At 42.1% G+C, this 19488-nt stretch carries 18 protein-coding genes and 1 riboswitch; of the genes, 10 read left to right on the top strand and 8 right to left on the bottom strand.

The window, feature by feature from the left end:
• On the bottom strand, window positions 1–1383 hold the full coding sequence (locus AC3ZVC_RS24225; RefSeq protein ID WP_490065610.1) for a YheC/YheD family endospore coat-associated protein: 1383 nt from the start codon (window positions 1381–1383) through the stop codon (window positions 1–3).
• 172 nt (window positions 1384–1555) lie between these two features.
• Here AC3ZVC_RS24225 and AC3ZVC_RS24220 point away from each other — a divergent pair, with 172 nt between their 5' ends.
• The 3 genes from AC3ZVC_RS24220 (at window position 1556) to AC3ZVC_RS24210 (ending at window position 4151) form a co-directional block, all read left to right on the top strand.
• Window positions 1556–2695, top strand: coding sequence for a DUF445 domain-containing protein (locus AC3ZVC_RS24220; RefSeq protein WP_490065609.1), 1140 nt, complete (start codon window positions 1556–1558; stop codon window positions 2693–2695).
• 416 nt (window positions 2696–3111) lie between these two features.
• Complete coding sequence (locus AC3ZVC_RS24215; protein ID WP_490065608.1) at window positions 3112–3462, top strand: YlbF/YmcA family competence regulator; 351 nt, start codon at window positions 3112–3114, stop codon at window positions 3460–3462.
• A 164-nt stretch (window positions 3463–3626) separates the two neighbouring features.
• On the top strand, window positions 3627–4151 hold the full coding sequence (locus tag AC3ZVC_RS24210) for a D-glycero-alpha-D-manno-heptose-1,7-bisphosphate 7-phosphatase (RefSeq protein WP_490065607.1): 525 nt from the start codon (window positions 3627–3629) through the stop codon (window positions 4149–4151).
• A gap of 66 nt (window positions 4152–4217) precedes the next feature.
• On the opposite strand, the gene AC3ZVC_RS24205 is transcribed toward AC3ZVC_RS24210, so the two are convergent.
• The 5 genes from AC3ZVC_RS24205 to AC3ZVC_RS24185 all read right to left on the bottom strand — a co-directional run bounded on the left by AC3ZVC_RS24205 (window position 4218) and on the right by AC3ZVC_RS24185 (window position 8236).
• Window positions 4218–4418: an alpha/beta-type small acid-soluble spore protein gene (locus tag AC3ZVC_RS24205; RefSeq protein ID WP_144543346.1), complete on the bottom strand. Its 201-nt coding sequence runs from the start codon at window positions 4416–4418 to the stop codon at window positions 4218–4220.
• 170 nt (window positions 4419–4588) lie between these two features.
• Complete coding sequence (locus AC3ZVC_RS24200; RefSeq protein ID WP_490065606.1) at window positions 4589–5368, bottom strand: energy-coupling factor transporter transmembrane component T family protein; 780 nt, start codon at window positions 5366–5368, stop codon at window positions 4589–4591.
• A complete protein-coding gene (locus AC3ZVC_RS24195; RefSeq protein ID WP_490065605.1) occupies window positions 5355–7049 on the bottom strand; it encodes an ABC transporter ATP-binding protein in 1695 nt (564 codons plus the stop codon). The genes AC3ZVC_RS24200 and AC3ZVC_RS24195 overlap by 14 nt, the downstream gene beginning before the upstream one ends.
• On the bottom strand, window positions 7033–7629 hold the full coding sequence (locus AC3ZVC_RS24190; protein ID WP_490065604.1) for an ECF transporter S component: 597 nt from the start codon (window positions 7627–7629) through the stop codon (window positions 7033–7035). Before AC3ZVC_RS24190 ends, AC3ZVC_RS24195 begins: the two co-directional genes overlap by 17 nt.
• Window position 7630: 1 nt before the next feature.
• Window positions 7631–8236 (bottom strand): YkoF family thiamine/hydroxymethylpyrimidine-binding protein, encoded by a 606-nt coding sequence (locus AC3ZVC_RS24185; protein ID WP_490065603.1) that lies wholly within the window; start codon window positions 8234–8236, stop codon window positions 7631–7633.
• Between the two features lie 272 nt (window positions 8237–8508).
• A riboswitch (TPP riboswitch) is annotated at window positions 8509–8609 on the bottom strand.
• Window positions 8610–8835: 226 nt separating this feature from the next.
• Here AC3ZVC_RS24185 and AC3ZVC_RS24180 point away from each other — a divergent pair.
• The 4 genes from AC3ZVC_RS24180 (at window position 8836) to AC3ZVC_RS24165 (ending at window position 14372) form a co-directional block, all read left to right on the top strand.
• Complete coding sequence (locus AC3ZVC_RS24180) at window positions 8836–9702, top strand: Cof-type HAD-IIB family hydrolase (RefSeq protein ID WP_490065602.1); 867 nt, start codon at window positions 8836–8838, stop codon at window positions 9700–9702.
• 431 nt (window positions 9703–10133) lie between these two features.
• Window positions 10134–11651: a coproporphyrinogen III oxidase gene (locus AC3ZVC_RS24175; RefSeq protein WP_490068998.1), complete on the top strand. Its 1518-nt coding sequence runs from the start codon at window positions 10134–10136 to the stop codon at window positions 11649–11651.
• A gap of 143 nt (window positions 11652–11794) precedes the next feature.
• Window positions 11795–13420 carry a long-chain fatty acid--CoA ligase gene (locus AC3ZVC_RS24170; RefSeq protein WP_490065601.1) on the top strand — a complete coding sequence of 542 codons (1626 nt, stop codon included), beginning with the start codon at window positions 11795–11797 and terminating at the stop codon, window positions 13418–13420.
• Window positions 13421–13580: 160 nt separating this feature from the next.
• Complete coding sequence (locus AC3ZVC_RS24165) at window positions 13581–14372, top strand: enoyl-CoA hydratase (RefSeq protein WP_490065600.1); 792 nt, start codon at window positions 13581–13583, stop codon at window positions 14370–14372.
• A gap of 297 nt (window positions 14373–14669) precedes the next feature.
• Here AC3ZVC_RS24165 and AC3ZVC_RS24160 read toward each other — a convergent pair whose 3' ends face one another.
• On the bottom strand, window positions 14670–14855 hold the full coding sequence (locus AC3ZVC_RS24160) for a YhzD family protein (protein ID WP_214726108.1): 186 nt from the start codon (window positions 14853–14855) through the stop codon (window positions 14670–14672).
• Window positions 14856–15202: 347 nt separating this feature from the next.
• On the opposite strand from AC3ZVC_RS24160, the gene AC3ZVC_RS24155 reads away from it, so the two are divergent.
• Window positions 15203–16102, top strand: a complete 900-nt coding sequence (locus AC3ZVC_RS24155) for an ABC transporter ATP-binding protein (protein WP_490065599.1) — start codon at window positions 15203–15205, stop codon at window positions 16100–16102.
• On the top strand, window positions 16095–17345 hold the full coding sequence (locus AC3ZVC_RS24150; protein ID WP_490065598.1) for an ABC transporter permease: 1251 nt from the start codon (window positions 16095–16097) through the stop codon (window positions 17343–17345). The genes AC3ZVC_RS24155 and AC3ZVC_RS24150 overlap by 8 nt, the downstream gene beginning before the upstream one ends.
• 51 nt (window positions 17346–17396) lie before the next feature.
• Here the strand turns inward: AC3ZVC_RS24150 and AC3ZVC_RS24145 are convergent, their stop codons facing one another.
• On the bottom strand, window positions 17397–18029 hold the full coding sequence (locus tag AC3ZVC_RS24145; RefSeq protein ID WP_214726112.1) for a LysE family translocator: 633 nt from the start codon (window positions 18027–18029) through the stop codon (window positions 17397–17399).
• A 223-nt stretch (window positions 18030–18252) separates the two neighbouring features.
• On the opposite strand from AC3ZVC_RS24145, the gene AC3ZVC_RS24140 reads away from it, so the two are divergent.
• Window positions 18253–19479 (top strand): metallophosphoesterase family protein, encoded by a 1227-nt coding sequence (locus AC3ZVC_RS24140; protein ID WP_490065597.1) that lies wholly within the window; start codon window positions 18253–18255, stop codon window positions 19477–19479.
• Window positions 19480–19488 lie beyond the last annotated feature (9 nt).

The raw sequence follows: 19488 nt of genomic DNA, 5'->3' as shown, positions 1-19488 counted from the left end.
CTAGTAATCCTCCTTTGGGGGTATGCCTGAAAAGGATAAGGCCGCGGCATATTCGATGAGCGCCTTTGCAGATGGCCTTATTCTATTATCACTATCTTCAAAGTTTTTCGAGGGCTTTGAATTAACCTCAATGATCCATAGCTTTCCATTTTTATCAACGCCTATATCAATGCCAAGCTCACCTATCAGCCCATCGCATTTTTGGCTGATTATGGAGGCTGTTTCGACCGCAAGTTCTTTCATCAACGCAAGCTGCTGGATGGCTGTTCTGGGATCTGACAGTATCGAAAAAATTTTTAGCGGCTTCATAATTTCTCCGCCCCTCGCGATGTTGGAAACAAATTGCTGCTCAGCTGAAATTCTTGCTACTGCGGAAGTGGCTTTCCATGTATCCTGAAAATTTTTATGGCAGAGAACACGGAAATCAAGCTGCCTGTTTTTATAGGTTTGCAGGGGGATTGCCTGCTGGGCTAAAAAGTTTTTATTCTTTTGCTGCTGCTTAAACCAATGGGTAAAGCGGGTATAGTTCTCGAACAGCAGCGTTTCTTCCCTGCGGTTTCCAGATGATAATTCTGCGAGGATTTCTTCTCCATTTAAGGTTATTCTGATTATGTTCCGGCCCTGGCTTCCGTGGATCGGCTTTATATAAAGGGACTTGTGTTTATTTAGCAGCTCTTTTACTGAATATTCATTTGCGATAACCGTATCGGGCAGATATGGCTTCATATGTTCTTCAGAATATAGCAGATTGTGAACTTCTGTTTTGGATAAAAAACGGTCGTTAAATAGGGGGATAAAAAGGCTTCTTATGCTGTTTTTAAATGTTTGGAAGAAAGTGCTGGCTTCAAGCGCCCTGGAGTGAACCCGGTTGTAAATGACGCCTGGAAGCGGTACCTCACTTCTTATCCACTGGCCCGCTTGAAGGTAATAACCCTGCAATTTGCCTTCTTCGAAATCTTTAAAGTGGAACACATAAAAAAGGCCGCCCATATTTGACACAACCTCATTCAGTTCTTCGCAAAAAGCATGAATGGAGCGGAAGTCTGGTTCTGCCCCCTTATCATTCAAATCTGTCATAAGACCGACAACAGGCCCGAGGGTAATGGAATGATCTTTTTTGGAATAGCTCGCAATAAAATCGAGCTCCTGGATAGGAAGACAGCATTCCTGAAACAGCCAATCACTGAAAAAAAGCTCATCCTTGGTAATGCTTGCTCCTTCAATGGTAATCTGTATGGATCTCCTCCCGATGTGCAGAACATGGGGAATATGCAAGTCTATATTCCAGTAATGAATAAGAGAATGGCTAATTTGAATCTGATGCTGATTTTCTTGAAACATTTTTACCGGAACAATCGTAATAGGCAATAAAGAAACTGACATGATCATTCCTCATTTGCTCGTCTTTATGTGTGCGCGTATAATGAAAAAATAGGCAAAAGCTGATACGGTATCGTATGTAAAAGGTTGAAAATTGGTGCAATGGCGGAGCGGGGGAATATTTTCTGCCTGGCGCTTCCGCTTTTCTAAATTTGTGCATGGAAGGTAGATGTAAATGCAAATCGCAATCACAATTATCATTATGATTATAATTGGGGCTATCATTGGGGGTTTTACCAATTCCCTGGCCATTAAAATGCTGTTCAGGCCTTATAAGCCACTTTATATTAAAAATTGGAGAGTTCCATTCACCCCGGGGCTGATTCCGAAGCGAAGGGACGAGCTGGCCGCACAAATGGGGAAAATGGTAACTGATCATTTGCTGACACCCGAAAGCATCCAACGAAAATTTTTAAATGAAGGCTTTCAAAAGGATATGACCGGCCTTGTCCAAAAGGAACTGGAGAATCTTCTGAATACTGATAAGACACCAGCCGAACTGCTTGCGGTTCTTGGAATGGAGGATGCTCAGCAAAAAGCTGAGGATAAGTTGAATCAGTTTGTTGAAGAGAAATATGAAAACTTAATGGTGAAATACCGGACTAAACCACTTAGAGAAGTTGTTTCACCGGAAATCATCCAAAAAGTAGATGCGAAGCTTCCTATCATTTCTTCTTATATTCTTGAAAAAGGAGTCGACTATTTTTCCAGCATTGAAGGAAAAATGCGCATCCAAAGAATGGCTGATGACTTTGTCCGTGAGCGAAGCGGAATGCTGAGCAATATGCTGCAAATGTTCATGGGAAACATCAATCTAGCGGATAAAATCCAGCCGGAAATTGTCAGGTTTTTAAAAAATGAAGGAACAGCAGACCTAATCACCACAATATTGAAAAAAGAATGGAATAAGGTGCTTGACTGGGAAGCAGAGCGGATTGAAGAGCAGTTTGAAAAAGAAAAGCTCGTTAATATGATCAAAGGATTTGTACAAAAAGTGGTTAAGCTTGATGTAATCTTCATGACGCCTTTATCTAAGCTGACGGACTCTTATAGGACAAAAGTAATTGAAGAGATAGCGCCGAAAAGTGTTGAACTGCTTGGCGGCTGGCTTTCCCGCCGTATCGATGTTCTCATGGAGCGTCTGCACCTAGCGGAAATTGTCCGTCAGCAGGTGGAAACTTTCTCAGTTGAACGACTTGAAGAAATGGTTCTTTCCATTACAAGAAGCGAACTGAAAATGATTACCTATCTAGGCGCATTGCTTGGCGGGGTTATCGGGCTTTTCCAGGGGATTCTGGTTATTTTCATAAATTAAGGCTGTTTTCGTAAAGTTTGTTTCTTTTTGAAGGCAAACGTATTTTTACCAACTGAGTTGATTATAGCGCAGGGCACTTGATCCTCGAAAATGCATCCGCATTTTCTTCGTGCGATGTTTACTCAAGGGTGTTTATTCAATGCCCTCGGGAAGAGAGGGAAGTGCGAGACCCCACAGGCGAAGCCGAGGAGGCTCGCAACCCTCCCCGCGGGTTCGCTGAGTGCTCGCAGCGGAAACCAACGGGCAGAATTCATAAACAAAAACAACAATCTATAAGAAAAGAGACCTAATAAAAAAGGTATGGCCTCGCGTTTACTGTCATAGTTTGTTATAGTGGAGTAGATGTTCAAAGTACGGGAAATAGTATGTGTTTATTATTCTCCTTTTTGAACGAGAACCGGAAGGAGTGTTTACAAATGGCAGTAAATTTACATGATTCAGCCTATGAATTAGAGAAAGCCGTGCGTGAAAGCGATGAATACAAGGCTTTAAAACAAGCATACGATAATGTGAATGCAGATCCCTCTGCAAAAACAATGTTTGAAAACTTCCGCAATATCCAAATGGAACTTCAGCAAAAGCAAATGATGGGTCAGGATATTACGCAGGAAGAAGTGGAACAGGCACAAAAAACAGTAGCTCTTGTACAGCAGCATGAGCAAATTTCAAAGCTTATGGAAGCTGAACAGCGCATGAGCATGATGGTAGCTGAAATGAACAAAATCATCATGAAGCCACTTGAAGAGCTATACGGTGCTGTAGAATAAATAGCTGGATTAGAACTCCCGGTAATGGAACTGGGAGTTTTTTCATTTAGGCTGTTATCCAATTTTTTCAGACAAATCTTATCCAACGGCATTACTCTGTAATAAAGGTACTTTGAATTGGGTACCTTTATGATAGACGTTGGAAATAGGAAAGAGGGAGAAAAATGGGAAAAGCAGTTTTTCTCGACCGGGACGGTGTCTTAAATGAGGTTTTATCTGACAGGGTTAAATTTGTAAACAAGCCGGAACAGTTATTTTTGCTTGAAGGCGCAGCTGAAGCAGTTGCAGAATTGACAAAAGCAGGTTATGAGATTTTTGTCGTGACCAATCAGGGCGGCGTCGGACTGGGCTACTTAAAAGAAAAAGAATTGAAGAGAATCCATGATAGGCTGCAGGAGCTAATTGCAGAAAAAGGCGGCCATATTAAGGAAGTAGCTTATTGTCCGCATAAACCAAAAGCGGGTTGCGGATGCCGGAAGCCAAATGCAGGTATGCTGCTGGATCTTGCAGAAAGATATAATCTTGATCTTGCCAGCAGCATTATGGTTGGCGATCACGAGCGAGATATTGAAGCAGGTAAGAAGGCAGGCTGTAAAACAGTTTTCATTGGTTCAGACCCGACAAAAGCAGATATACAGGCTAATTCACTGTTTGAGGCAGTAGAAGATATTGTGGAAATGCTTAATTAAGAAAAATAAAAGCCGCTTCGCAGATTGCTGTAAGCGGCGTTTTATTTTTCGATAATTGCCTAAAAATTAGCGTGCTCCGCCAAGCTGTTGTTCAGCCATTTGGACAAGGCGCTTTGTGATTTCCCCGCCTACTGATCCATTTGCTCTTGAAGATGTTTCCGGGCCAAGGTTCACACCGAATTCTGTTGCGATTTCATACTTCATTTGATCAATTGCCTGACTGACTCCTGATACTAAAAGCTGATTAGAATTGTTGCTTCTTGCCATGTAAATCATCTCCTTTGGTGTAGTTTTCTTGATTGTTACAATCATAGCTTAAGAAGGGCAATAAAAATTTATTCATAGGTCCAGTTGGTAATTAAAGGTATTTTTACTGCTGACAAGTTTGTTATACTTTTTCATAGGGAGCATACCGCATATAAAATCAACATATCCCCTCACAGCTCACCGTTATACAGCTGCAAATAGCCAAGCTTCCAGGAGGTGTATGCACTTAATAGAACTGCTGCCACCATAATAACGGAAAATGCCAGGTCTTTCCATGAAACTGTGATTTTATGATAGAATTGCCTGTTCTTATCGCCGGTGAAACCTTTCGATTCCATTGCCATGGCTGTTCTTTCTGCTTTGCGGATGGCCCCGGCAAGCAGAGGGACTGCATACCTTTTAAGCTCAGCTAATTTTTCGGAAAAAGACCTTGCTTTACCCACCCCCCTTATCCGGTGAGCACTTCTGATAATCTCAAATTCTTCTTTTATTAATGGCAAAAATCGATAGCCAGCCATAATGGCATATGCAAGCTTCGGTGAAAGCCGGCATTGCTGCATTAAACTGAGCAGAAACTCTGTTGGCTTTGTGGTTAAAATAAACAAAAGGGACAGCGACGTAAAGCTTAACACGCGCAGCCCAAGTGAGAGGGCACGCTGAAAGCCTTCCTCAGTTAACGTTAAGATGCCCCAAGCCCATAGGATGGTTTCTCCTTGATCTATCCTTGAAAAAAGAATAGCTGACCAGATGTAAATGAACGCCATAAACAAGAAAGGCGAGAATAACAACAGCCACTTCTTAATTGACACCCTTCCAAGTAAGAGGGTAGCACTCGCTGTTATTATCAGGGTGAGCAAGGGTGTGAGCGGATCAAAAAAGATAGATAAAATTAGTACGCAAATCACTACAGTGAGCGCTTTTATACTGGGATTAATGTCATGTAAGAGCATAATATCCACTCCCCGTACGGATATCGTTCTTGAACTTTTCAAAGTATGGAAGCTGAAGGGAGGCCTGCTTCATAATTTCCTGTTTGTTCCATAGGTCATCTGGCGTTCCATCATAAATTATTTCTCCATCTGAAAGAATAATCACTTTATGGGCATAGGACTGGATTAGATCCATATCATGGGTGATCATAATGACGGATCCTCCGTCATATATCTTCTCCTCTAAAAGAGCCATAAGTTCACGTGCAGTATTGGCATCCTGTCCAAATGTAGGCTCATCAAGCAGCAGCAAATCTTGATTATTCACAAGCATGGTTGCAACACTTAGCCGCCGTTTTTGCCCTTGGCTTAAGGAAAAAGGGTGAAGGTATGCCTGCTTATGTAAACGAACCTGCTTCAGTATAGTTTTGGCTGTTTCATTTATTTCCGCTTCTTCCATCTCCATGACTTTTAGGCTGAATACAATTTCTTCAAACACAGAATCTGTAATAAACTGATGTTCCGGATTCTGGAAAATGTAGCCCATTTTCTGCCTCAATTCATTCTCCTTCCATTTGGAGAGAGTACGTCCAAGAAAGGAAATCTCCCCGGAGGAACCCAAATTTAATCTGGAGAGAAGTCTGGAAAGTGTGGTTTTACCGGATCCGTTCGGGCCTGCTATTGCAATAAATTCCCCCTTTTTAACAGAAAAGCTAATATCTTTTAACAGTTCATTTCCGCCTTTGCTAAAAGAAAGTCTTTGGACTTCAAGAATACTTTGATCCGCTGTGCCAGTTAAAACATTTTTCTTTTTTTCAAAAAGTCGAACTGCTGAATCAGGGTCTGCTAATCCATTAATTAGTTCATTTTGATTTAGCGGAAGGGCGGACCCGGAGTATAATCCGGCTTTCTTTGCTATAAGGCCAGCTCTTACTGTGCTCGGCAGCCAGATTCCTTCTGACTGAAGCTCCTCTGCATAATCAGTAAAGCAGGCATCCGGCTTGCCATTAAATAAAATTTCGCCCCCTCGGTTTAAAACCAGACAGCGATCAATTTGATCAATCCAATCATCCAGTTTGTGTTCAATGATCAGCAGTGTAAGAGAAAGTTCAGTTCTAAGCTTCTTGATTATGCTGGCAAGCTCGCTGCTTGAGGCAGGATCCAAATTTGCTGTCGGTTCATCAAGAATCAGGATCTCCGGTTCCAATGCCAAAACACATGCCAAAGCCAGCTTTTGTTTTTGCCCTCCTGAGAGGGTGTGAATCATAGCATGTTTATATGGGAGAAGATTGACAAGTTCAAGTGCATGATCAATCTTTGGCCCAATATCCTCAGGAGGAATATTCATATTTTCCAGTCCAAACGCCAGTTCATCCTCGACGGTTACCATGCAAAACTGGCTTTCAGGATCCTGAAATACCATTCCAATGCTTTTATTAATCTCACCAGGCCTGAATGAACTCAGCAATTTTCCCTTAAAAGAGGCCCATCCTTCAAGATGGCCATCTACAGCCTCCGGGTACAATTTATTTAGGCAAAGTGCAAGTGTACTTTTTCCGCAGCCGCTGGGCCCGAGAATAAGAACTGCCTCCTCAGGATAAAGGTTTAAATTCACATCATTAAAAACAGGATTTTTCTCTTCTTCATGCCGAAAAGTAAGCAGCTTTGTCTTTAGAATAGCCTCGTTACGCTGTAATTCCATTGTCCGGTTTTCCCCTTTTCCGTTCCTTGCCGATCGGGAAGCTGCTCAATGCACCTGTTTTTGCTAGACTTTCACTCAGCCATTTTCCGAGTAAACCTGCCAGTAAAGCGCCACTTGCTAGCCGGACGAAAAACATGGCTGTCACATAACCTGGTGAAAGTGCAGCATAGCCTGAGATAAAGTAACCCCATATAAAACTTGTGACAGATGAGCCCATACCTGCAGTGATTAAAACCCAAGTCCGGTAATTACTCCATTTTGTAGCCGCAAAAACAGCTTCTGCCCCAATTCCTTGTATCATTCCAGAAAGGATAAGGCGCGGGCCGACAGCATTGCCAATCATGATCTCAACCGTTGCGGCAATGGTTTCCGATAAAAAGGCAGCCCCGGGCTTTCTGATAATATAGGCAGCGATAATCGAAACGATAAACCAGATTCCAAAGATAATATCATAGCCAATCAAGCCGAACAACCCATAAAGTACGTTTCCGAATTGAAGAAAAACGAGATAAACCACCGCAAACACAACAGCCAAAACAGAAAGGACGATCACTTCACGAAGCTTCCATTTTTCAAGCATATTATTCAGCCCCCTTATGGGAAGGGCTGTTCGCAGACATATTAACTGTCATAACAATATGCGTGGAATCACTTTTTTTACATCCCTCGAATGCTTCTTCAAGCGTTTTAAAAACAGCATGTGCATCTCCATCAAGTCTTGAAGCATAATGGACACCTTTTGAAAATGTGCCCTGTGATTTCGCCAGCTCTACCTGGTCCATTATGACATCCATGTATGTAGGGATCCCCATTGGATAAAGAGCAAATTGGGCGGCAACTTTCTGAAGGAAACTTGCCGACTTTTCCTTATTCGCTCTCTCTTCATTTTCAGCAAGGTAAGCATCACCTGCCGTATCTCCAGGACAGCCGTTTGAAAAAGTGCCATAGAAAACAACATGGTCGCCATGCTTGGCTGCTTCCAGGTAAATGGCTTTTACAACATCAAAGACATGAATGGAACGGCCGCGCACACATGTGCTGACATCATCAGTTTCCATCCATACCTTGCTTGTGTCCACTTCATTCAGTGCCGATAAAATAATATCCACAAACCGGTCAGACATAGGATAAATAGAAAATCTGCACCCTGTAATCTCGCTTGTTCCACATAAAAAATTTTCTTGCATACTGTCATTCCTCCTAATTTTTTATACTGTTAATCTTGCCTGTTGATTTCCTCCCCAGGCACTCAGCGAACCGCAGGCGGTCGGGAAGCATCCTCGGCGCATAGTGCCTGTGTGATCTCCCTATGACTCGCTTCTCCCGCTGTAATCCGTGCCTTCCGCTCCAATCAACAAGGGGCTGAAATCAACATTTAGCTTTAACACAGCCTGAAAAATAAAAAACTGCATTTCCATGAGGAAATGCAGTTGAATGTTATCAATACATAAAAAATGATAGCCGTCCACCTGCACTTCCCCACGCTGGTATTATCCAGATCGGGTCATAAGGGTCAGAACGGAATGTTCTTCTCAGCCAAAAGCTCCCCTAGTGCAAACTTGATATGCAGTTTTTATTTGACTCCATCTTAATACGCGAACATTGAATTGTAAATGGATAATTTATAATTCTTTGAATTAAAAAGTCTCTCAAATTGAAATAGTCAGGCCAATTCCTACAAGCTAAAGAAAAATGTTTGCATTGTCCATGTCATGTTCTAATCAATTGCATTTCTTCATAAAAGTGTAATAGGACAATTTTACACCGAGAATAGGGGGCAAAGTAGATGATATACCGAATGCTTGCTTTAAATATTGATGGAACACTTCTCCAATCAAATGGAAGACTTCATAAATCCACTAAAGAAGCGATTGAATATGTACAGCAAAAAGGAATTTATGTAACGCTTGTAACGTCAAGGAGCTTTCCTTCTGCAAAGAAAGTGGCGAAAGCACTGAAAATTAATTCTTTGCTGGTCACACACAGAGGGGCTTATATTGCAGCCTCTCAGGAAAAACCAATTTTTGTAAAACGCATACAGGAAGATGAGACGTTTGAAATCGTGCGCCTGCTTGAAGGCTTTACATGCCAAATCAGGCTGGTGCACGAAAAATATTCCCTGGCTAACAAAACAAAACTAAATTCCAATATGCTTGCTAAAACAGTATTTACTACAGGTGATCCCATCTTTTACTCACAGCAATTTGTAGATTCATTGAGCGATACCATTTTGGATGAACCTGTCACACCTCCAAAAATCGAAGTCTACTTTGAAGATAAAGAGGACCTGCAAGATGCTCATGCTTCTATTAAAGGCATGTTTCAAAACATCGACATCATAAAACTGAATGACTTTCGCATGGATATTGTTCCGGCAGGAGTATCCAAGGTGAACGGATTGCTTTATTTGGGAGAACATCTGGGAATCTCAAGAAACCAAATGGTCGTTATTGGCGACTCTATAGATGATCTGGAAATGATTGAAGCAGCCGGCCTCGGTGTGGCAATGGGGAATGCCCCGGCGGAAGTGAAAAAAGCTGCAGACTGGCTAACCCGATCCAATAACCAAAACGGAGTCAGCTATATGGTCAAAGAGCACTTCCGCAAGCAGCATCCGATCGAATTCCTGAGGAAAATGAATCTTTTAAAATAAAGAAAACAAAAGAGAGTCGATTATGCTAATCGGCTCTCTTTTTAGATGTGAAAACCAACGCATATAATTGGGAAATTGACGCAAGCAAGGGCGATAGGGACGCAATGCAGGCTGATGTGGAAATATGACGAAAAAAGGAGAGAACGACGCAAAGACTCGTGAAAATAACGAAAAAAAGTGCCAGGAGGACGCAAGCCCATTTGGGCACGAAGCAGTAGAGGCAGGACCCAAAAGCAGGATTCCGGCTTAAATATATGCTAAAAACAATTTACCAATCTATTAGGAATCTTTTACCCTATATTGACCTCCTTTACCTGTTTCTGTACACTTAAAGAAGTTTGTCAGCAACAAAGAAAATCTACTTTTTAGCTGCCGTTAGCGAACAGAATGATGGCAGTTTTCATTATATTCTTTTTAAAAAGGTGATCGCTTTGAAAATTTCGATATTAGGTATACAGGATGAACGGTTTCATCGGCCGCTTCGCCTAATTGGAAATCTATTTTTCGAGGAGTGCGAAGTGGTTTTAGGAGAAGCTTCAGAAGCTGATTTAACGATTGGTTTTCGCCTGGAACAAGGTGCGAGCTTTAAGGCACAAGCAGAACTGGCCGACAAAGAAGGCGAAAAAAGGCTGGCTGTTTTTGAAAAAGCATTCGTGCCTGCTAAAACGGAGAAAGAGAATTTCAAACAAGTGAAAAATGCTGTTTCACATGTATATTTGACTGTTCTGCAGGACTGGACAGGCATCACGCAAAAGTGGGGGATTTTAACAGGGGTCCGCCCTACGAAACTTCTCCATCGCGCAATGCAAAACAAGACGCCGCAGCATGAAGTCCATCAGCAGCTGAAGGAAGAGTATTTGATTACGGACGAAAAAATTCAGCTTATGCAGAATATCGTGGATAGGCAGCTGGCTGTTGTTCCGGATTTATATAAGCTCCAAAATGAGGTCAGCATTTATATTGGAATTCCTTTTTGTCCGACAAAGTGTGCTTATTGCACGTTCCCGGCATACGCCATTAACGGCAGACAGGGGTCTGTGAACTCCTTCCTTGGCGGTCTGCATTATGAGATGCGCAAAATTGGCGAATGGCTGAAAGAAAATGATGTTAAAATTACGACTGTTTATTATGGCGGCGGGACACCAACAAGCATTACTGCGGAAGAAATGGATTTGCTTTATGAAGAAATGTACACGTCTTTCCCTGATGTAAAAAACATCCGTGAGGTAACAGTGGAAGCCGGCCGTCCAGATACAATTACACCTGAAAAACTGGAAGTGCTGAAGAAATGGAATATTGACCGCATCAGCATCAATCCGCAGTCTTATATTCAGGAAACGCTGAAGGCAATCGGCCGTCATCATACAGTGGAAGAAACAGTTGATAAATTTCACCTTGCCCGCAATATGGGGATGAACAATATTAATATGGATTTAATTATCGGTCTTCCTGGGGAAGGTGTATCCGAGTTTTCCCATACTCTGAATGAAACGGAAAAACTGATGCCGGAATCTTTAACTGTCCATACATTATCTTTTAAACGTGCATCGGAAATGACGAAAAATAAGCAAAAATATAAGGTTGCCGATCGGGAAGAAATCGAAAGAATGATGAAGATGGCGGAAAATTGGACGAACGAGCATAACTATAAACCCTATTACTTGTACCGCCAGAAAAATATTCTCGGCAATCTTGAAAATGTCGGCTATGCACTTCCAAACCAGGAGAGCATCTATAATATTATGATCATGGAAGAACTGCAAACAATCATTGGCCTTGGATGTGGAGCCTCAAGCAAATTCATTGATCCACAAACAGGAAAAATAACTCATTTTGCCAATCCGAAAGACCCGAAGTCATATAATGACAGCTTCGAGCATTATGCTGACGAGAAATTGAAAATATTAAATGAACTGTTTAATAAAAAACAAAAATCCCTGGCTGAATAGGCGGGGATTTTTTTGTGCTTACTTTTAGAAAATTTTGATAAAAATTAAAGGACTTTATCTTAAATAAATAGAATGAAAGAAATAGGTATAACTGTTTATAAGCTTATATAAAATGAAAGCGTTTACAAAAAGGGGGATTAGGAATGATGATGCAAACGCCTTTGACTATGACGCAGATGATTAAGAGGGCAGAACAGTATTTTCCAAAGAAAATGGTCGTATCCAGAACGTCCAGCGGAATTCAAAGATTTACATATAAAGAAATTGCAGAACGAACCCGTAAGCTCGCAGAAAGCCTGCAGAAGTTAGGGGTTGATAAAGGAGATAAGGTCGGAACGCTAGCCTGGAATCATCATCGCCATCTTGAGGCTTATTTTGCGATCCCATGCAGTGGAGCCGTCCTCCATACAATTAATATCCGCCTGTCGCCTCAGCATATTTCCTATATCATTAATCATGCTGAAGATAAGGTGCTGCTAATCGATCCCGACATTGTTCCGCTAATCGAGAAGGTAAAAGATGAACTCAAGACCGTCAAGGCATTTATTATTATGACCGACGACAAAGAATTGCCGGAAACATCGCTCTCCCCTGTTTACCATTATGAAAAATTGGTTGAAGAAGCAAGCGGAGAATATGAATTTCCTGATGATTTGGATGAAAATTCAGCTGCAGGGATGTGCTATACCTCTGCTACAACCGGCAATCCAAAGGGTGTCGTATATTCACATCGAGGGATTGTCCTCCACAGTATGGCACTGGGAATGGCCGATAGCGCAGCTGTTAGCGAGAAGGATATAGCACTTCCGGTTGTCCCAATGTTCCATGTAAATGCATGGGGGCTGCCATTTGCTGCTGTTTGGTTCGGGACGACACTTGTACTGCCGGGCCCTTACTTTACTCCAAAGCTGCTGGCTGAGCTCATCCAGTCGGAAAAAGTAACCATTACAGCCGGGGTGCCGACAATCTGGCTGGGCCTTTTAAAAGAGCTGGATGAAAACGAGTATGATATGAGTTCGCTCCGTTCGGTGCTTTGCGGCGGATCTGCAGCTCCGAAAGGTATGATTAAAGCGTTTGAGCAAAAACATAAAATTCCTTTCATGCATGCCTATGGAATGACTGAAACCAGTCCGCTTGTTGTCATTTCGACTCTAAAAAGCTATCAGGAAGAGCTTTCTGCGGAGGAACAGCTTTATATTAAAGCCAAGCAGGGCATCCTTGTTCCAGGTCTGGAGATGAAGGTTGTCGGCAAGGATGGGGAAGCCGCTTGGGATGGAAAGGAAATGGGCGAGCTTGCGATAAGAGGCCCCTGGATTGCTTCCGAATATTACAAGGATGAACGGACAAATGAAGCGTTCCGCGATGGCTGGCTGTATACGGGTGATGTCGTGACAATTGATGAAGAAGGGTTTATGAAAATTGTTGACAGAACGAAGGACTTGATCAAGAGTGGAGGAGAATGGATATCCTCTGTAGATATAGAGAATACCTTAATGGCACACGAAGCAGTATTCGAAGCAGCAGTTGTTGCTGTGCCTCATAAGCAATGGCAGGAACGGCCGGTGGCGTGTGTTGTCTTAAAAGAACCTTTTAAAGGCAAGACAACGAAAGAAGAATTATATGAATTTCTTAAACCGCAATTTGCGAAGTGGTGGCTTCCGGATGATATTTTGTTCCTTGAGGAGATGCCAAAGACTTCTGTTGGAAAATTTCTAAAGATGGCATTAAGGGATCAAGTTCAAAAAAAATATACAGGAAATACACAGTAATACACAGTAATACACTAATAAAGGGCAGCATCCTTATTTTAGGTGCTGCCTTTTATCTATGAAAATAAATGACAAAATTTAAAATCTTTAGACATAATGCTTTTTAAATATAATAATACTCTTTATAATAAAAGAAGCGAAGAAAAGGAGGGGAAGGATTTTGGCAATAGATTTTGTAACTGATACTGTCAATCTGCAAATCGATGGGCGTGTTGCAGCCGTTGAGATGAACAGGCCGGAATCATTAAATGCATTAAATATTGAAATGCTAAAGGGTTTATTGGCGATAATGAAGGAAGTAAGCCATATGGATGAGGTCGACATAGTTGTCTTAAAAGGCAACGGCCGTGCATTTTCCTCAGGTGGAGATATTAAAACGATGCTTCTGGAAGCAAATGAAAGCGATTTCTCTTCGGTTATGGATTGTATTAATGAGCTGGTTGTAACTCTTTACAGTATGCCGAAGCTGACCATCAGTGCAGTTACGGGGGCAGCAGCCGGCCTTGGCTTCAGCCTTGCATTAGCAACAGATTATATATTGGCAGAGAAATCCAGCAAACTGGCTATGAATTTTATTGGAATAGGATTAATTCCGGATGGAGGCTCTCACTTCTTCCTCCAGCAGCGTATTGGCGAGGATAAAGCCAAGCAATTAATATGGGAAGGAAAGGCACTTTCTGCGGATGAAGCGCTGCAGATAGGTCTTATTCATGAAGTGGCTGAAGACGAATTACGCACCGCTGTTGAATCGAAGCTAAGCAAATGGCTTAACAGCCCAACAGAAGCCATGATCAAGACGAAGAAAATCCTTGCAGATAAAAACCGTCCTCTTTTGTTAAAAGTGCTGGAGCTTGAAAAACTCGGTCAGCATAAGATGAGACAAACGGAGGATCATCAGGAAGGCATCCAGGCATTTATTGAAAAAAGGAAACCTGTCTTTAAAGGAAAGTAAATAGATTTTAAAGAAAGGCTCTGTTAAAGCTCATTGTTGTTTTTGAAATCCTGTTGATTGGAGTGGAAGGCACTAATCCCGCGAAAATGCATTCGCATTTCCTTACGACGAGGTGTTTATACAAGGAAGCTTATTCAAAGTCCTGCGGGAGTAGCGCTCCAAGTGAGATCCCGCAGGCGCAGAGCGTCGAGGAGGCTCCCGGTAGCCCCGCTGTTCGCTGAGTGCCTCGTGCTGAAATCAACAGCCAAATTTAATAGAGCCAAAAGGAAAAGCAAAGGGCCAGAGCCCTTTGCTTTTTTATCTATGAAACAATATAAGTTTTCCTGCTGGTGAAGTGCAGCGGTGAGTTTTTTCATCCAAGCCCTTTTCCTTGAGCATTTTTTCTCCGAGACCCTTTGCGTCATCATCATTAGCTGCCTGGAAGGACTCCTCCAAAATCTTTTCCCCGTCCTGCTCAAATGCAGTAAGTTTGTATGTTTTCATCGTGATTCCCCCTCTTTATTATAAAATTCAGATAGTTACTATTATTCTTGCATAATTTTTGTGAATGTGCAAAAGAAATTTATAAGCCAGAGCCTCGTCGGGCTGAAATGGGCTGAAAGGCACTAATCGAGTTGAATAGTTCCCGTCGGAGGAGGAAAACCGAGCTGAAAGGCACTAACCGGAGTCAATAGTTCCCATTGAAGCAGAAAAACAAGCTAAAGGCCTTAATTTAAAACGAATCTTGCCTATACGGAAGAAAAATCTAATACTTAATATTTTTTTATGGAAAATTGAACCTTTTTCGCCTTTTGTCCGTATTACAAGTTAGGCAAAGGAGGAGTTAGAAAATGGCATTGCAGCTTGAACATGTTACAAAGCGTTTTGGCCAGTTTACGGCTGTTGATAATTTGTCTCTGTCGATACCCGAGAGTGAGATGTTTGGATTTCTTGGGGCAAACGGAGCAGGTAAGACGACAACGTTTCGGATGATTCTGGGATTGCTGGATCCTAGCGGAGGGAAGATTACTTGGAACGGAAAGCGGATTGATTATTCAACAAGTCCGCTGATTGGCTACCTTCCTGAAGAAAGAGGGTTGTATCCGAAGCTTAAGGTAAAGGACCAGATTGTATATCTTGCAAAGCTTAGAGGAATGAACAAGCAGGATTCTTTAAAAGAATTAGCCTATTGGCTAGAGCGCTTTAAAGTACCTGAAAATGCAAATAAAAAAGTGGATGAGCTCTCAAAAGGAAATCAGCAGAAGATCCAATTTATTACGGCTGTTATTCATAAGCCGAAGCTTTTGATTTTGGATGAACCGTTCAGCGGGCTTGACCCTGTTAATGTGGAGCAGCTGAAGGAAGCGGTTTTGGAACTAAAAGACAATGGTACGACGATTGTTTTTTCTTCTCATCGGATGGAACATGTGGAAGAGCTTTGCGAGCATTTATGTATTATGCAGAAAGGCAGGCCTGTCGTACATGGCTCTCTTAAGGAAATTAAACGCTCCTTTGGAAAGAAGAATCTTGTGATCCACGCTGATTATGATTTAAGCTTTTTGGCCAATAGCCCTGGTGTAACTAAGGCCAGGAAGACTGCAGAAGGAATACATTTACAGATACCAGGAGAAGAAGCGGCTGAGGGAATATTTAGGGAGATTGCTGAGAGGGGCTTTGTCCGAAAATTTATGCTGGAGGAGCCATCCCTGAATGACATTTTCATAGAAAAGGCAGGTGCTTCCTATGAATAATTTTATGACTATCCTTCTTCATACCTATCTTAGCAAGCTGAAAACCAAATCATTTATTATTACGACCGTTATTACTGTGCTGATTGTGGTAGGCCTTGCGAATCTATCCGGTATTATTGACTTTTTTAATAAAGAAAATGAAGAAAAAATCGCAGTTATGGACCAGACCGGTGTGCTGTTTAGTTCATTGGAAGAGCAAATGAAGGTCATAAACAAGGACATCATCCTAGAAGCTTACAAAGGCACAGAAGCAGGAGGAGAAGAAGCTGTCAAAGAGGGCGAATTCAAGGGTTTGCTGCTGCTGTCTTTTAACAAGGAAAATCTCCCCGAAGCAACCTATAAAGCAAGAAGCATTGCTGATTCTGCCGTTCCTTCCGAATTGCAGAGTGGACTGCAGCAGCTAAAAACCCAGCTGGCCGCTACGCAAATCAATCTTAGTCCTGAGGAGCTGGGGAAATTATATGAACCTATTGCTTTTAACCAAATAGCCCTGGAGGAAAATGCTAAAACTGAGGAAGAACTGAACCAGGCGAGAGGTCTGGTTTACGTCCTGTTATTTGTCATCTATTTTGCTGTTATCATGTATGCAAATATGATTGCCATGGAAGTAGCGACTGAAAAATCCTCCCGGGTGATGGAAATTCTAATTTCCAGTGTGTCGCCGATCAAGCAGATGTTTGCCAAAATACTGGGCATCGGGCTGCTCAGCCTGACACAGATGGCATTGATTTTACTGGTAGGTTATTATTCAATTAAACAAAATCTCGATTCAATGGAAGGCGGCTTTTTTGAATTTTTCGGATTTGGGGATATTCCTGCCTCTACAATCGCCTATGCACTTATCTTTTTCTTGCTTGGATATTTTCTTTATGCGACTTTGGCGGCTTTTCTTGGCTCGCTTGTCAGCAGGATAGAAGATATCCAGCAGATGATTACACCGATGACGATGATGGTTGTTGCGGGCTTCATGATTGCCATGTTCGGTTTGAACCAGCCGGATGCACCCTTCGTGACGATCACATCATATATTCCATTCTTTACGCCAATGCTTATGTTCATGAGGGTTGGAATGCTGTCATTGCCTGCATGGGAGCCTTTGCTAGGTATTCTTATTCTTCTGGTGACCATTACTATACTGGCTGTGTTTGGCGCAAGAGTATATAGGGGCGGCGTATTGATGTACGGAAAATCCAACTCTTTTAAAGATATTAAAAAAGCCATTCAGCTAACCAAAAATGAATAATAAAGGGAAAAGCTCCGTTCTAAGCGGAGCTTTTTTCATGGCTGAAAGTTTTTAAGCAAACAATGCCTTTAATCCTTCGAATGCAAAGTAAACGCCAAATCCGATCAGGGATAAACCTGAGAGAATGGAGATGAGAATAATACCTTTCGATGTCAGGAACTTGCGGAAGCCTGTTGTCAGGCCTGCTACAAAAAGATCCCAGAGCATTAGTCCGATAAAAATCATCGTACTGTACAAAAAGAGTTCTGCTTTCCCGTAAGCAGCTGCTGTTTTTGCCAGAACAGATCCGTAAATGCCCAGCCAGAACAGGATAGAAAGTGGACTTGAAACGGACATTATGAAGCCAGAGAAAAAGCACTTGAACAATGAATCTTTACTGCGGACGTAGTTAATGGATATCTTATTGGCATTAATAATGCTCTCAAATCCTGTATATAAGAGAATAAATCCCCCGAATAGCCACAGAAAGATCTGTACGATTGGGGTGTCCAAAAAGTGCACAAGTCCGAGGTATACAATCAGCATATAAAAGGCGTCCGCAAACATGGAGCCTACCCCTACAATCCAGGCATGCCAAAACCCGTTTTTAATGCCTTTTTCCAGTCTGACTGCGTTAACCGGCCCTATTGGGGCTGCTAAAGACAGTCCAAGAAAAACATAACTTAGATAAATTCCAATTCCCAATAATGACCACTCCGCCCATTTATTTTTCCGCAGGCTATATTTTCAGCCCTTGGAAAGAGTACTTGTACATTTTTATGCACAAGCCTCCATGGTTAAAACCGGATAGGGTTTTTCACGAAAACTTTTTAGGAAAAAAAGAAGTTTATTAACTATTTGCGATAGGAACGTGCATTCGCTTTTTGGATGAGTTAAAATGAAAGAAAAGGAATGAAAGGAAGTTCATATGAAGAGGGTAACGTTTATTCATGCTGCTGATCTGCATCTGGATAGTCCGATGGCTGGGTTGAAGAGTTTGCCTCAAGCTATTTTTAAAAAGCTCCAGGAAAGCACGTTTGCCGCATTTTCCAAAATTGTTGATGCAGCTATTATCAATGCGGTGGATTTTGTTATTCTGGCTGGGGATTTGTTTGATGGGGAAGACCGGAGCATTAGGGCGCAGACCCGCTTTCGCAAAGAGATGGAACGTCTGGCTGAGAGAGGGATTTCTGTTTTTGCGGTTCATGGAAACCATGATCATAGGGAGGGACAATGGGTCCATATGCCAATGCCCGATAATGTCCGAATATTTTCGCATGATGTTGAAGTGATGAAACATACAGTTGAAAATGGCACCTCTGTCCATTTATATGGTTTCAGCTATCCCAGGAGACATGTGCTGGAGCGGATGATTGACCGTTACACAAGAATGGATGGAGCCGACCTGCATATCGGGATCCTTCATGGCCATTTTGAAGGCAGCAGTGAGCATGACAAATATGCTCCATTCCGTTTAAAGGATTTGCTTGAAAAAAACTTTGATTATTGGGCGCTCGGCCATATACATAAACGGGAAATATTAAACGAACAGCCTCCAGTGATTTATCCTGGCAATACACAGGGACGAAACCGGAAAGAAACTGGTCTGAAAGGATGCTATTTGGTTGAATTGACTGAAACGGGTGCAAAGACAGAGTTCCTGGAAGCGTCGGCTGTAATATGGGAAGAAGCGAGAATGAATGCTTCAAATGCTGATTCTTTTCATGATCTATTTGAAATGTGTAAAAGACTGATTGAAGATAAGAGGCAGAACACGAAGGGGACAATAGTTAGTCTGACATTAAACAATGTCAGACTTTCCAGCCACGAAATGAAAAGTATCGCAAATGGTGAACTGCTTGACGCCTTGCAGGAGGAAGAAACAGTAGAGGAATCGTTCGTGTGGGTTTCCAATCTTGCTGTAAATGAAAAAAGAATATGGAGTAAAGAAAAACTGGTACAGGAATCCGATTTTTTCAGCGAGCTTTTTAAAACAGCAGAGCAAGCTGCAGACGTTTGCGAAAGTATTCTCCCTTTGTATGGGCACCCGCTTGCAAGAAAATATTTGGAAGATCTTCATGAGGAAGAAAAGCGCAGGATTGCCGGGGAGGCAGAGGTCCTGCTTGTGGATCTTTTATACAAAGAGCACGCTTAAAACGCAGTA

The sequence above is a fragment of the Cytobacillus sp. C11.1 genome (assembly GCF_058145115.1).
Note: the sequence above shows the minus strand (reverse complement) of the source record. Positions and strands in the feature narration are given on the sequence as shown.

What these genes read in the sequence shown, in the direction of transcription:
- AC3ZVC_RS24225 (WP_490065610.1), bottom strand. Translation starts at nt 1,383, where the DNA reads ATGTCAGTTTCTTTATTGCCTATTACGATTGTTCCGGTAAAAATGTTT.
- AC3ZVC_RS24220 (WP_490065609.1), top strand. Translation starts at nt 1,556, where the DNA reads ATGCAAATCGCAATCACAATTATCATTATGATTATAATTGGGGCTATC.
- AC3ZVC_RS24215 (WP_490065608.1), top strand. Translation starts at nt 3,112, where the DNA reads ATGGCAGTAAATTTACATGATTCAGCCTATGAATTAGAGAAAGCCGTG.
- AC3ZVC_RS24210 (WP_490065607.1), top strand. Translation starts at nt 3,627, where the DNA reads ATGGGAAAAGCAGTTTTTCTCGACCGGGACGGTGTCTTAAATGAGGTT.
- AC3ZVC_RS24205 (WP_144543346.1), bottom strand. Translation starts at nt 4,418, where the DNA reads ATGGCAAGAAGCAACAATTCTAATCAGCTTTTAGTATCAGGAGTCAGT.
- AC3ZVC_RS24200 (WP_490065606.1), bottom strand. Translation starts at nt 5,368, where the DNA reads ATGCTCTTACATGACATTAATCCCAGTATAAAAGCGCTCACTGTAGTG.
- AC3ZVC_RS24195 (WP_490065605.1), bottom strand. Translation starts at nt 7,049, where the DNA reads ATGGAATTACAGCGTAACGAGGCTATTCTAAAGACAAAGCTGCTTACT.
- AC3ZVC_RS24190 (WP_490065604.1), bottom strand. Translation starts at nt 7,629, where the DNA reads ATGCTTGAAAAATGGAAGCTTCGTGAAGTGATCGTCCTTTCTGTTTTG.
- AC3ZVC_RS24185 (WP_490065603.1), bottom strand. Translation starts at nt 8,236, where the DNA reads ATGCAAGAAAATTTTTTATGTGGAACAAGCGAGATTACAGGGTGCAGA.
- AC3ZVC_RS24180 (WP_490065602.1), top strand. Translation starts at nt 8,836, where the DNA reads ATGATATACCGAATGCTTGCTTTAAATATTGATGGAACACTTCTCCAA.
- AC3ZVC_RS24170 (WP_490065601.1), top strand. Translation starts at nt 11,795, where the DNA reads ATGATGATGCAAACGCCTTTGACTATGACGCAGATGATTAAGAGGGCA.
- AC3ZVC_RS24160 (WP_214726108.1), bottom strand. Translation starts at nt 14,855, where the DNA reads ATGAAAACATACAAACTTACTGCATTTGAGCAGGACGGGGAAAAGATT.
- AC3ZVC_RS24155 (WP_490065599.1), top strand. Translation starts at nt 15,203, where the DNA reads ATGGCATTGCAGCTTGAACATGTTACAAAGCGTTTTGGCCAGTTTACG.
- AC3ZVC_RS24150 (WP_490065598.1), top strand. Translation starts at nt 16,095, where the DNA reads ATGAATAATTTTATGACTATCCTTCTTCATACCTATCTTAGCAAGCTG.
- AC3ZVC_RS24140 (WP_490065597.1), top strand. Translation starts at nt 18,253, where the DNA reads ATGAAGAGGGTAACGTTTATTCATGCTGCTGATCTGCATCTGGATAGT.